Annotated in this window: 11 protein-coding genes and 1 pseudogene; 9 read left to right on the forward strand and 3 right to left on the reverse strand. The window is 54.6% G+C overall.

Annotation, left to right across the window (positions count from 1 at the left end):
• The first annotated feature begins 4 nt into the window (after nt 1–4).
• From EA20_RS19990 to EA20_RS0115860, 3 genes are all read left to right on the forward strand, one after another.
• The gene (locus EA20_RS19990; RefSeq protein ID WP_235192657.1) at nt 5–733 is read left to right on the forward strand and encodes an HNH/endonuclease VII fold putative polymorphic toxin; all 729 of its coding nucleotides are present in this window, start codon (nt 5–7) and stop codon (nt 731–733) included.
• The gene (locus EA20_RS0115855) at nt 723–1,343 is read left to right on the forward strand and encodes a hypothetical protein (RefSeq protein WP_024967760.1); all 621 of its coding nucleotides are present in this window, start codon (nt 723–725) and stop codon (nt 1,341–1,343) included. Before EA20_RS19990 ends, EA20_RS0115855 begins: the two co-directional genes overlap by 11 nt.
• A 143-nt stretch (nt 1,344–1,486) precedes the next feature.
• Nucleotides 1,487–1,885 carry a hypothetical protein gene (locus EA20_RS0115860; RefSeq protein WP_235192658.1) on the forward strand — a complete coding sequence of 133 codons (399 nt, stop codon included), beginning with the start codon at nt 1,487–1,489 and terminating at the stop codon, nt 1,883–1,885.
• A gap of 291 nt (nt 1,886–2,176) precedes the next feature.
• Here EA20_RS0115860 and EA20_RS20855 read toward each other — a convergent pair.
• Nucleotides 2,177–2,266, reverse strand: a pseudogene (locus tag EA20_RS20855) (type I toxin-antitoxin system SymE family toxin); the annotation flags it as partial.
• A 643-nt stretch (nt 2,267–2,909) separates the two neighbouring features.
• Here EA20_RS20855 and EA20_RS0115870 point away from each other — a divergent pair.
• Nucleotides 2,910–3,473 carry an Ail/Lom family outer membrane beta-barrel protein gene (locus tag EA20_RS0115870; protein WP_038381702.1) on the forward strand — a complete coding sequence of 188 codons (564 nt, stop codon included), beginning with the start codon at nt 2,910–2,912 and terminating at the stop codon, nt 3,471–3,473.
• A gap of 366 nt (nt 3,474–3,839) precedes the next feature.
• Here EA20_RS0115870 and mfd read toward each other — a convergent pair whose 3' ends face one another.
• Entirely contained in the window at nt 3,840–7,283 is a 3,444-nt protein-coding gene (gene mfd, locus EA20_RS0115875; RefSeq protein ID WP_024967763.1) for a transcription-repair coupling factor, read from the reverse strand.
• A 77-nt stretch (nt 7,284–7,360) separates the two neighbouring features.
• Nucleotides 7,361–7,570 (reverse strand): hypothetical protein, encoded by a 210-nt coding sequence (locus tag EA20_RS0115880; RefSeq protein WP_024967764.1) that lies wholly within the window; start codon nt 7,568–7,570, stop codon nt 7,361–7,363.
• Between the two features lie 270 nt (nt 7,571–7,840).
• Between EA20_RS0115880 and lolC the strand changes: the two genes are divergently transcribed.
• The 5 genes from lolC to cobB are packed head-to-tail and all read left to right on the forward strand — an operon-like array spanning nt 7,841 to nt 12,736.
• A complete protein-coding gene (gene lolC, locus EA20_RS0115885; protein WP_024967765.1) occupies nt 7,841–9,040 on the forward strand; it encodes a lipoprotein-releasing ABC transporter permease subunit LolC in 1,200 nt (399 codons plus the stop codon).
• Nucleotides 9,033–9,737 (forward strand): lipoprotein-releasing ABC transporter ATP-binding protein LolD, encoded by a 705-nt coding sequence (gene lolD / locus EA20_RS0115890; protein WP_024967766.1) that lies wholly within the window; start codon nt 9,033–9,035, stop codon nt 9,735–9,737. The genes lolC and lolD overlap by 8 nt, the downstream gene beginning before the upstream one ends.
• Complete coding sequence (gene lolE, locus EA20_RS0115895) at nt 9,737–10,978, forward strand: lipoprotein-releasing ABC transporter permease subunit LolE (protein ID WP_024967767.1); 1,242 nt, start codon at nt 9,737–9,739, stop codon at nt 10,976–10,978. Before lolD ends, lolE begins: the two co-directional genes overlap by 1 nt.
• Before the next feature lie 3 nt (nt 10,979–10,981).
• On the forward strand, nt 10,982–11,896 hold the full coding sequence (gene nagK, locus EA20_RS0115900; RefSeq protein ID WP_024967768.1) for an N-acetylglucosamine kinase: 915 nt from the start codon (nt 10,982–10,984) through the stop codon (nt 11,894–11,896).
• A gap of 3 nt (nt 11,897–11,899) precedes the next feature.
• Nucleotides 11,900–12,736 carry a Sir2 family NAD+-dependent deacetylase gene (cobB, locus tag EA20_RS0115905; RefSeq protein WP_038381730.1) on the forward strand — a complete coding sequence of 279 codons (837 nt, stop codon included), beginning with the start codon at nt 11,900–11,902 and terminating at the stop codon, nt 12,734–12,736.
• The last annotated feature ends 172 nt before the right edge of the window (nt 12,737–12,908 follow it).

Raw genomic sequence — 12,908 nt, forward strand, 5'->3', positions numbered from 1 at the left:
GGGCATGTTGCAGCAAATGCTGGCGCACGAAACGCTGAATTCGGCGGCGATGGCTGAAGCAGGCAAAGGCGGAGCTAATGAGCAGGCGGCCCTGGCACTGACAAAAGCAGTTAAGGAAGGCCTTGATTCGACCTGCCGGGCAAATCCCAACTGCGTGCTGATGGCAATCGCTTCGGCGCAGAGCAAGCAGCATACAAATGGGGCAGGCAGCAAAACGGAAACCGTGCCGGTTGATGATGACCTGACGGGGGGTAAGCTGGTAAATCCGGCGCAGGATGAAAAGAAAGGAGCGATACTGACCACGCCGGATTGGTCTGGTGAGCAGGGATCCAGCAATACAGGGAATACGGAAGGTCTGCCCGATACGGCTGGTAATACCACGGTCACGCCGATTCCTGCTCAGAATAAGGATGATTTAGCTTATCTGGCTGAAGGGGATAAACCTGCAAATCTTTCTCCTGAAGGGGCTGGTCGCTCAGGTGCTTTTAATGAAGCGAAGAGACAGCCTGGTATACCAGTGAGTCAAAGCCCCAATAAGGTATCCCCTAATATAGACAAGCGTGGTAATCCTCAACCGGGTTATATATATGAATTTATAGTTCAAAAACCGGGAGGAGGTACGCAAAAAGTTTATATAAGAGATGATGCTGGAGGCCATTTCTTTGGAGTCGATGATCCTCAAAATCGAGGCTCACATTTTAACGATCCTGCAGGTAACCACTATGACTACTGATGTTGTTATTAGATATGCTGAAGATATAAATGAAAAAAATGAGATTACAGATTTTAACTTATTTTCAATAAGCGGCAAGGGTATCTCTGCAGTGAGCTGGGAATTACCCAATGCGCCACTAAAAAATTTCGGTGAGGATTTATTGAAAAAAATGGTAAAGAATTATTCTGCAGGTGTTAGCGATGAAGATATATACACATTTGTCGTTTTATCAGCGGAGCAACCTGATAGCGCAATTGTTAACCACAGAAAAACCTGGGGGTTACTTAATGTTAGAGGTGTTAAAGTTAATGGGGTTGGGGAAAAAAAAGATTTGATAGTTAAAGGAAGTGAAGGGTTGATTCTTTCCGGCTTAGGTTCTGTTAAATCAAATAGCTTGGGAGTAATCGAAAGCTTAATTAATAGCGGCGAGAGGGTGTTTTTTTCAACCATCCCATCAACTAATGTAAATATGACTTCTTCCATACCGAGGCAGATAACAGAATGGATGAGTAATATCTGGATAAATAATGGTGTCGTTTTTTTTGCATTGGGGCGTTATGACGAACCTGATTGTGAAATTGTTGCTTTAGGCCAAAAAAGAAACCTGCAAAAACTTAAGTACACCTGACGTTAAGGCGGTAGACATCGCCAGGACACAGGGGCAGATTGCGGCGACGAAAACAGCCACTGATAAGCTGAAGATGATAACGCCAGAGCAGAAGAAGGATGCAGAGGTGTAGTGGCAGCACGCTGGGCCTTACTGTGAAAGGAATGGCAACGAATGCGGCAATCGGTGTTGGAGTTAATGCTGGCGTTCAGCTTGCAGGAAAAGATCCGTTAAGCTATGTGGATGCGATTATGGCGGGAGTTACAGCGGCAGCGACGACAGGAAAAGGCATTATAGCTTCGACTCCGATTAATATGGGGGGAGCGTCGATTGGAAGCAGTATTAAAGGGGAAGTTCCAGCTAACTCTGCTATTGCAGCCGGAGCCGGTTCAATATTTGGCGGCGCTGTTGGTAAAGTTGCTACAGAGCAGTTAAAGCCCGCTATTAAAGAAGGTAGTGCTGAATTAATAGGAGTGATAACAGGCGGTACCGTAAGCGAGGTAACTGGTAAAAATGTACAAGATGCTCTGAATAATGCGGGTGAAAAAAATGGGGATAATTAACGTATGGGGTTTATTAATATTAATTTTTTATTGCATCTGCATTATTTGTTGCGCTGTAGTAATAGGCTATCTGTTGGCTTCTGTTATCGTTTATTTTAAAATAGGAATATTTAATTTTGATTGGGAAATGGTTCTTCTTGATTCCTTAAAAAGAGGCACAGCCGGAGGGATAATTCTAGGCTTAGGCATCTGGATTAAAGGAAAACTGAAAGAGTGTAAAGTTAATAAGAAGCCTACTAAATAAACTCACCAATCCCGCCCTTTCAGCGGGATTTTACTTAAATCCGTCAGCTACTTCTCCCCCGCCAGCCGGATGATTAGCTGCCCCGGCCCGGCGATCACTTCGATCTTCTGTCCCGTCTCAAACCCCAGCACCGCCAGCAGCAGGCACAGCTGATAGCGCAAATCTCCAGCCAGGTGGCAGATATTGCGAGGACGCAGGGTTCCCCGAAAAGATATGACGCACAGGAAGGTGGCAATGCGCTAAGGGCAAAATGGGTCACATACCTGTCGCCACCCAAATCCATAAGTTATCACGACTAATGTAAAGTGCGCGCATGAGCAAGCGCTGAAAAGTCAGCGAAGTACATGCGGGCATTCATGATAAAAAGTGTGCTTGCCTTAACCCTAGGAATTTGTTTACTATTATCACCGCAAAAAGAACGATACGGTAATCTGCAGTGAGATTGAGTGCTCTAACTCTGCCCCTTGTCGCTCAACAAGGTTCTTCCGTTCTACCCCGAAGGTAAAGATAAGCTAAATTATTTTCTGGCCTGACACTCAGCCAGACGCAAGGAATCCTTCCCAGGAGTGGATTTGAAATGGCATAGAAAGTTATATGCCGGTTCAAACAGGCCCCTCATTCCGGTAATTAGCTGGGACAGGACGCCTGTCAAAAAACCTGTTCAGTATACGCTGAGAAACCATTCATTGTGTTGAACTGGGGTTTACTGATAAATCAGGGAGCATAACCCTGCAACAGGACGTAGGGATTTAATTAACTACGGAAAAAAGGGAATAAATAATGAAATTCAACATCACAGCAGCGGCCTTATTTTGTGGTGGATTAATGATAGCTACCGGCGCACTGGCTGACAACCACACGCTATCGCTTGGCTATGCACAGAGCAAGGTGCAGGACTTTAAAAATATCCGTGGCGTGAATGCTCAATATCGCTACGAATGGGATTCACCTGTCAGCATTATTGGCTCTTTCACCTATATGAAAGGCGATGACAGCTATTCCGAGCGGGTTGAAGCTTTCGGTGATATCGGCGGTTATGACGGAAAAACGGATGTGAAATACTATTCACTGATGGCAGGCCCGGCGTATCGCATTAATGAGTACTTCAGCCTTTATGCGCTTGCGGGTATGGCGCACACAAAAGTCAATGATAAAACAACTTACCTTACGACTTACTCAGAAGAGTATAACGAAAGCAAAACCTCGTTCGCTTATGGCGCAGGTGTGGTTGTCAATCCGACAGAAAATCTCTCCGTTAATATTGGGTACGAAGGCACCCGCGTTAAATATAATGATAACGTAACGGTAAATGGTTTTAACGTAGGCCTCGGCTACCGTTTCTGATGCTGATGCCCCCGGCCAGGCGGTCGGGGGTTAACGTGTTTAAGGATCCGGATTAACAGGCTCTCTATCCGGCCCGACTCATTACTATTGCGTAAGGCTTACAGCGATCACGATGAACAGGCAACAACCTGATCTGCCTGAAACACCCTCCCAGGAACCGTAAATAACGCTCACTCCTGGTAAAAAAACCGTTGTTCCTCTTTTTCTCTTAATGCGACAGCCTGCCCCAGCCAGCCAGCTAATCAGCCAGCCTCAGTAGAGTCATTCTGCCCTTTAGCGCGCAAGTTCTCCCGCCTGCGACCTGTAACGTTATGCGTGCAGCGCACGCTTTCATCTACAGGTGGAAGGCAGAGAAAGGAGATGGCGTCAGGCGGCATTCGCCAGAATCTGATCCATAAACTCCCGCACCCACTTGATCCGCAGCTTACGCTCGCCGAGATCGCGAATAAATTTCAGCTTAGCCGGACCGTCAAGCCGCCAGTGCTGCGGTTCTTTCTGCATCAGTCCAATCAGCCAGCCAGGATCGGCCTTGTTCTTCTCGGCAAATTCGATAAAACCGCCTTTATCGCTCGCTTCAACGCGACGGATACCGATCTGTTTCGCCACCAGACGGAGCGCGGCCACATCCAGCAGATTACGCGCGGCGTCGGGAAGCTTGCCGAATCTGTCTATCAGCTCCACTTTCAGATCTTCCAGCTCACCATCTTCCTGGGCGCTGGCGATACGCTTATAGAAGGAAAGGCGCGTATTCACGTCGGGGATATAATCGTCCGGCAGCAGCGAAGGAATGCGCAGCTCAATGTCTGTCTGGTTGCTGGTCAGATCTTCCAGCGACGGTTCACGCCCTTCCTTCAGGGCATCCACGGCATTTTCCAGCAGCTCCATATAGAGCGAGAAGCCGATGGTTTCCATCTGTCCGCTCTGATCCTCGCCAAGCAGTTCACCGGCACCGCGAATTTCCAGATCGTGCGTCGCCAGCGCAAAGCCCGCACCCAGATCTTCCAGCGAGGCGATAGCTTCCAGCCGTTTCCTGGCATCGGTGGTCATCGCTTTCGGATGCGGCGTCAGCAGCCAGGCATAGGCCTGATGGTGTGAACGACCGACGCGGCCACGCAGCTGATGAAGCTGGGCCAGACCAAAGTGATCGGCACGTTCAATGACGATGGTATTGGCCGTGGGAATATCGATACCGGTTTCGATGATGGTGGTACAGACCAGCACGTTGAACCGCTGATGATGGAAATCGTTCATCACCCGTTCCAGATCGCGCTCGCGCATCTGGCCGTGACCAATCGCCACGCGCGCTTCGGGCACCAGCTCTGAGAGACGGTTCGCCGCTTTCTCGATATTTTCAACATCGTTATAGAGGTAGTAAACCTGGCCGCCACGCAGGATCTCACGCAGGATCGCTTCACGGACCACCAGATCGTCATATTGCCGCACGAAGGTTTTGACCGCCAGGCGACGCGCGGGCGGGGTGGCGATAATCGACAGATCGCGCATACCGCTCATCGCCATATTCAGGGTACGGGGGATCGGGGTGGCGGTCAGCGTCAGGATATCGACGTCGGCACGCATCGCCTTGATCCGCTCCTTGTGGCGGACGCCAAACCGGTGCTCTTCATCCACGATCAGCAGTCCCAGATCGCGCCACTTCAGATCGTTTGCCAGCAGTTTGTGCGTGCCGATCAGGATATCTATTTTTCCTTCCTGCGCTTCCGTCAGGATCTGCGCCTGCTCTTTGGCGCTGCGGAAGCGGGAAAGCATCTCGATGCGGACAGGCCAGTTGGCGAAGCGATCGCGGAAGTTATCGTAATGCTGCTGAGCCAGCAGGGTGGTCGGCACCAGCACTGCGACCTGCTTGTGGTTTTCCACCGCGAGGAAGGCGGCGCGCATCGCCACTTCGGTCTTACCGAAGCCCACATCGCCACAAACCAGTCGGTCCATCGCCAGCGGCTGGCACATATCGCTCAGAACCGCGTTAATAGCCTGTGCCTGATCGGGTGTGGTTTCAAACGGAAAGCTCTCACAGAAAAGCTGATACTGTTCGCGATCGTGCTTGAAGGCGAATCCCGCCTTGGCGGCGCGCAGCGCATAGATATCGAGCAGTTCAGCCGCCACATCGCGCACTTTCTCCGCCGCTTTTTGCCGGGCGCGGGGCCAGGCATCGCTGCCGAGTTTGTGCAGCGGCGCATTCTCATCAGCGCCGCCTGCATAGCGGCTAATCAGATGCAGCGAGGAAACCGGCACATAGAGTTTGGCGTCGCCCGCATAGGTCAGCATCAGATATTCGGCAGTGATCCCGCCCGTTTCCAGCGTGGTCAGCCCCATATAACGTCCGACACCGTGCTCCAGATGTACTACCGGCTGGCCGGGATGCAGTTCGGCCAGATTGCGAATCAGCACATCCGGGTTAATGGTACGGCGGCTGTCCTGACGGCGACGGCTGACGCGTTCACCCAGCAGATCGCTTTCACAAATCAGCGCGCGCTGGCGCAGGCTGTCGATAAAACCATGCTCGCTGGCCCCGATAATCAGGTAATAACCGGGTTCAGCGGCTTCGTTAAGCTCGCTAATGGCTTTCGGAGTAACTTTGATGCGCGCCAGCAATTCCTGTAATGCTTCACGGCGTCCTTCGCTCTCAACTGAAAAGATAACCGGCCCGTCAAAGGATTCGATAAAACGGCGCAGGGCGTCCAGCGGCGCTTTAGCCTGAGCCTGCACGGCGAGATCGGGCAGCCCCTGGTAGCCCAGGTTGGTGTTAGCTGCTTTTTCAGGCAGATGATCGCCGGAAAGCTGGATGCGTGGCCACTTTTTCAATTCGCTGAACAGCTGGTCGGTGCGCAGCCAGAGCGACTCTGGCGGCAGCAGCGGACGCATCGGATCAACACGGCGGTTTTCATAGCGGGAGGTCACATCCAGCCAGAAGCGATCGGCGCTGCTTTCCAGATTGCCTGTATTCACCAGCAGCGTGTTAGCGGGCAGATAGCTGAACAGCGGTGGCAGAGATTGTTCAAAAAAGAGCGGTTGCCAGTACTCGATCCCGGCGGGCAGGGTACCTTTACTGACCTGCTGGTAAACGTGCTCAGCCTCGCGACGCACGTCAAAATGCTCGCGCCACTGGCTGCGGAACAGCTCAATAGCCGCTTTGTCCGTCGGGAATTCATGGGCTGGCAACAGATTGATCGCCGCAACCTCTTCCAGCGTACGCTGGCTGTCAGCGTCAAACAGCCGCAGGCTGTCAATCTCATCATCAAAGAAGTCAATGCGATAGGGACGGTCGCTGCCCATCGGGTAGAGATCCAGCAGCGCGCCACGAGTAGCATACTCGCCATGCTCCATCACCTGATCGACGTGGCGGTAGCCAGCCTGCTCAAGCTGCTCCCGCAATTTATCACGGGAGAGCCGCTGCCCCTTCTGCATAACCAGCGCATGACCGTGCAGGAATTCGTGTGGGCAGACCCGCTGCATCAGCGTATTCACCGGCAGGATCAGCACGCCTCTTGCCATCATTGGCAGGCCGTAGAGCGTGGAGAGACGCGAAGAGATGATATCCTGATGGGGAGAAAAACTGTCGAAAGGCAGCGTTTCCCAGTCGGCCAGGCTGAAGACCGGTTCGTGCGTAAACTGTTTGATTTCGTCATACAGGCGCAGCGCATTTTGCATATCCGGCGCGATCAGCATCACCGGTCCGCTATGGCGCTCAATAATTTCCGCGCATTCAACCGCACAGGCAGCCCCGGTCAGTTGACCCAGTTGCCGCTGATCGCCAGCCTTCGCTGGCAGAGTGTATCGGGTAGTTTCAGGCATAATCAGTCAGAAAGTCTCTTCGCAAAAGGGAGAGCGGGACGCCGCAGCGCGCCCGATTCAGCTAACCGAGTATACCTCTATTTCGGCGATTGTTGGGTGTAGTGCATTCTGGGTCGGTCAATGTTTGCCCAAACCAGCTCATTTTCGCCGTGATAGCTATGGTTACCATCATCCCATTTCACGTAATAACCCGCCGGGGCAGCGCCCTGTTCGAAGACATTGACGATCATTCCCTTAATCTCACCCGTTTTGTGTCTGACGATACTGCCTTTAGGATATTTAGACATCTTTACCACTCCCGCACTTACGTTACCGCGTTGTCCCCTTTAAAGTATGTCCACCTTCTCTGAGAGGTTAATAGAGTTTAGATCGAACGAGCGGGATCAAATGCGCAATAAACCGGCAAATCTTACTTATCGATACAAAGTTCTGCGTATTTCACAGCAAAGAAACAAACTAACCCGAAGAGTCAGCGGCTTAGAGGTTCCATAACGGCGGGCTAACCTTTATTATCTTCGATCACTTTTTGCCAACGCTATCGCCAGAAGACGGAATACATGTATCAACCTGTCGCGTTATTTATCGGTCTGCGCTATATGCGTGGACGAGCTTCCGACCGTTTCGGCCGGTTTGTGTCCTGGCTCTCCGCCATCGGCATTACCCTTGGCGTTATGGCGCTGGTCACCGTGCTGTCGGTGATGAACGGCTTTGAGCGCGAGCTTGAGCAAAACACCCTCAGCCTGATGCCCCAGGCGTTAGTGACCAGTGAAAAAGGGTCAGTCAATCCGAAAGAAACGCCAGCCTCTTCACTCCAGTTACAGGGAGTCAGCCAGATTACGCCGCTGACGACAGGCGATGTGGTGCTGCAAAGCGCCCGCAGCGTGGGCGTCGGCGTTATGCTGGGCGTAAATCCGGATGAGCCGGACCCGCTGACGCCGTTCCTGGTCAACGTGAAGCAAAGCGATCTTCAGCCCGGTCGTTATAACGTGATCATTGGTGAGCAGCTGGCGGGCCAGCTCGGCGTGCAGCGCGGTGAGCAGATCCGCCTGATGGTGCCTTCTGCAAGCCAGTTTACCCCGATGGGCCGTCTGCCCAGCCAGCGCCTGTTTACCGTCATCGGTACCTTCGCCGCCAACAGCGAAGTGGATGGCTATCAGATCCTGACTAACCAGCAGGATGCTTCTCGTCTGATGCGCTATCCGTCAGGCAACATTACCGGCTGGCGACTCTGGCTGGATAAACCGCTGGCGGTTGATGCGCTCAGCCAGCAAGCGCTGCCGGCCGGCCTGGTCTGGAAAGACTGGCGGGAGCGTAAGGGCGAGCTGTTCCAGGCCGTCAGAATGGAAAAAAATATGATGGGGCTGCTGCTCAGCCTGATCGTTGCCGTGGCCGCCTTCAATATCGTTACGTCGCTGGGGCTGCTGATTATGGAGAAACAGGGCGAGGTCGCTATCCTGCAAACCCAGGGGCTGACCCGCCGGCAAATTATGCTGCTCTTTATGGTGCAGGGTGCCACGGCAGGCATCGTCGGAGCAGTGCTGGGAGCCTTGCTCGGCGTTTTACTTGCCAGCCAGCTTAACAACCTGATGCCGTTGATTGGCGCGTTCCTGGATGGCGCCGCGCTACCGGTGGTGATCTCCGTGCCGCAGGTGGTGACCATTGTTATTATCGCCATGATCGTGGCGCTGGTTTCCACGCTCTATCCTTCCTGGCGCGCCGCCGCCGTTCAACCCGCTGAGGCTTTACGTTATGAGTAACCCGATTTTGTTGCAGTGCGACAACCTGTGCAAACGCTATCAGGAAGGCAGCGTCGAAACTGATGTCCTGCGCAACGTCTCTTTCAGCGTGGCGCCGGGTGAAATGATGGCGATTGTCGGCAGTTCCGGCTCCGGTAAAAGTACGCTGATGCATCTGCTGGGGGGGCTGGATACGCCGACTTCCGGCGATGTGATTTTTAACGGCCGTTCGCTGAACGGTATGTCCTCCTCAGCGAAAGCAGGGTTGCGTAACCGCGAGCTGGGGTTTATCTATCAGTTTCACCATCTCCTGCCCGATTTCAGCGCCCTGGAAAATGTGGCGATGCCGCTGCTGATTGGCAAAACGGCCAAAGGCGAAGCGGAAGCGAAAGCGCGCGAGTTGCTGGCTGCCGTCGGCCTTGAGAAGCGGGCGGCGCATCGCCCGTCGGAACTCTCCGGCGGCGAACGGCAGCGCGTGGCGATAGCGCGCGCGCTGGTTAATAACCCGCGCCTGGTGCTGGCCGATGAGCCAACCGGTAACCTGGATGCCCGCAATGCGGATGCCATCTTCGATCTGCTGGGCGAGCTTAACGTCCGCCAGGGAACTGCGTTTCTGGTCGTGACACACGATCTGCATCTGGCGAAGCGGCTTAACCGCCAGATGGAAATGCGCGATGGGCAGCTGACCGGCGACGTCACCCTGGCGGGTACGCTGTAATGGGCTCGCTCTCTCTTCTGCTCGGCTTGCGCTTCAGCCGCGGCCGCCGCCGCAGCGGTATGGTTTCACTGATTTCTGTGATCTCCACACTTGGCATCGCGCTGGGCGTGGCGGTGCTGATTGTGGGCTTAAGCGCGATGAACGGCTTCGAACGTGAGCTGAATAACCGTATCCTTGCGGTGGTTCCTCATGGTGAGATCGAGCCGGTCAGTCAGCCTTTTACCGGCTGGCAGGCGCTGTTACCAAAAGTCGCCGCGGTGAAAGGTATTGCCGCCGCTGCGCCCTACATCAACTTTACCGGGCTGATTGAAAGTGGCGCAAAGCTGCAGGCTGTACAGGTTAAAGGCGTCGATCCGCAGCGGGAAACCCAGCTCAGCGCACTGCCTGCCTATGTTCAGGATAATGCCTGGCAGCGCTTCCAGGCGGGTGAGCAGCAGATTATCCTCGGGCAGGGCGTGGCAAACAGCCTGAAGGTGAAGCAGGGCGACTGGCTGACTATCCTCATTCCTAACAGCGATCCGCAGCATAAACTGCTGCAGCCGAAGCGTGTACGTCTTAAAGTGAGTGGTATTCTGGCGCTCAGCGGGATGCTCGATCACAGCCTCGCGCTGGTGCCGCTGGCGGATGCGCAGCAATATCTTGGAATGGGCGATAACGTAACCGGCATTGCGATGAAGATGTCCGATCCTTTTGCGGCCCAAAAGCTGGTGCGCGACGCGGGGGAAGTGACGCACTCTTATGTCTACATTCGCAGTTGGATCGGTACCTATGGCTATATGTACCGGGATATTCAGATGATCCGCGCCATCATGTATCTGGCAATGGTGCTGGTTATCGGCGTCGCCTGCTTTAATATCGTTTCCACGCTGGTGATGGCGGTGAAAGATAAAAGTGGTGACATTGCGGTACTGCGCACGCTTGGCGCAGGCGATGGCCTGATCCGTGCGATCTTTGTCTGGTATGGACTGATGGCCGGGCTGGTGGGCAGCGTCAGCGGCGTGGTTGTGGGCGTGCTGGCTGCCTTTAATCTCACGCCGATCATTCGCGGCATTGAAACAGTGACCGGCTACCATTTCCTTTCCGGAGATATCTATTTTATCGATTTCCTGCCATCGGAGCTGCACTGGATGGACGTGGCGATCGTGCTGGTCACTTCGCTGATCCTGAGTCTGATCGCCAGCTGGTATCCGGCCCGCCGGGCCAGCCGTATCGATCCGGCGCGCGTGCTGAGCGGTCAGTAAGCCATGGCCAGCTATTACGGCTTTGACGTCGGCGGCAGCAAAATCGCCCTTGGCGTTTATAACCACCGGCGTGAGCAGGTATGGAGTAAGCGAGTGCCGACGCCGCAGGATTATGAGGAACTGCTGACGGTACTCTGTACGCTCACCGCTGAAGCGGATGCGCTGTGTGACGAGCGGGGCAGCGTGGGCATCGGCGTGCCGGGCCTGCCGGTGCCTGACGACGGCACGCTGTTTACGGCCAATATTCCTGCCGCGCGAGGCAGAACGCTGCGGGCCGATCTCAGCCAGCGTCTGGGCCGGGAAGTGCGTATCGACAATGATGCCAATTGCTTTACGCTCTCTGAAGCCTGGGATGAAGCGTTCCGGGAATATCCGGTGGTGATGGGGCTGATCCTCGGTACCGGCGTTGGCGGCGGGCTTATTGTGGATGGCCGTCCGGTGACGGGGCGCAATTATGTCACCGGTGAATTCGGCCATATGCGCCTGCCGATAGATGCGCTGGCGGTGCTGGGACGCGACGTGCAGCAGCCGCTCTGTGGCTGCGGTAAGCGGGGATGCATTGAAAGCTGGCTATCCGGGCCGGGCTTTTCCCGTCTCTGGCAGCAACATTATCATCACGCGCTCAGTGCGCCAGAAATCATCACCCGCTATTATCAGGGGGACGCTCAGGCCATCGCCCACACGCGGCGTTATCAGGAACTGCTGGCGGTCTGCCTGGGAAACCTCCTGACGCTGGTGGATCCGCACCTTGTGGTGCTGGGCGGGGGGCTGTCAAATTTCGACGCGCTCTACGAGGGGCTGGCCGAACGCGTAAAGCCGCACCTGCTGCCGGTTGCCAGGCTGCCCCGTTTTGAAAAAGCGCGTCACGGAGACGCAGGCGGAATGCGCGGTGCCGCATTCCTGCACGTTAAGGATTAAATGATGATTCGAACACCCCGTCGCCGGTTACGGCTGGCACGCTACAAAAAGACGCGCCGCCAGGTGCACCAGCGCTTCCGCCAGCGAATTTTTGAGCGGGATCGCACGATTGAACTGGCCAGGCATCCTCTGCCCCGGGTTGTGGTACTGACCGGTGCGGGGATTTCGGCCGAGTCTGGTATCCGTACCTTCCGGGCTGCGGATGGATTATGGGAAGATCATAAAGTCGAGGATGTGGCGACGCCGGAAGGCTTTGCGCGCGATCCGGAGAAAGTGCAGGCGTTTTACAACGCCCGCCGTCGTCAGCTGCTGCAACCCGGGATCAAACCGAATGCGGCGCACATGGCGCTGGCTGAGCTGGAGGCGACGCTGGGCGACCACTTTTTGCTGGTCACGCAGAATATCGACAACCTGCATGAGCGAGCGGGCAACAGTAATGTGATCCATATGCATGGTGAGCTGCTGAAAGTGCGCTGCGCCACCAGCGGTCAGATCCTGCACTGGACGGAAGATGTGAAGCCGGACGATCGCTGCCACTGTTGCCAGTTTCCCTCCAGGCTCCGCCCGCATGTGGTCTGGTTCGGCGAAATGCCGCTGCAGATGGATGAAATCTACGATGCGCTGAGCGGTGCGGACTATTTCGTGGCAATTGGTACATCGGGTCACGTTTATCCGGCGGCGGGCTTCGTGCATGAAGCCAAACTGCAGGGCGCGCACACTGTTGAGCTTAATCTTGAGCCAAGCCAGGTGGGCAGCGAGTTTGAAGAGAAAGTATACGGCCCGGCAACTGAGGTTGTACCCGCTTTCGTCGCCGGACTGCTGGAAAAAATTGCCAGATAGACTTTCAGGGGCAGAAAGGCTTCTGCCCCTGATTTTTCTATTTATGCTGCCCGGGACGAGCCTGTTGGATGCCGAAGAGACGGCAACCGGTTTGCATTCTATGCCCGGTATATGCGGCGCTCCGCCTGTATCATTCCGGTCTGATGTTCCGCAAATGTTGGCACGCTTTCAG

The sequence above is a fragment of the Pantoea sp. IMH genome (genome assembly GCF_000599885.1).
In the GTDB taxonomy this organism is placed as follows: domain Bacteria; phylum Pseudomonadota; class Gammaproteobacteria; order Enterobacterales; family Enterobacteriaceae; genus Erwinia.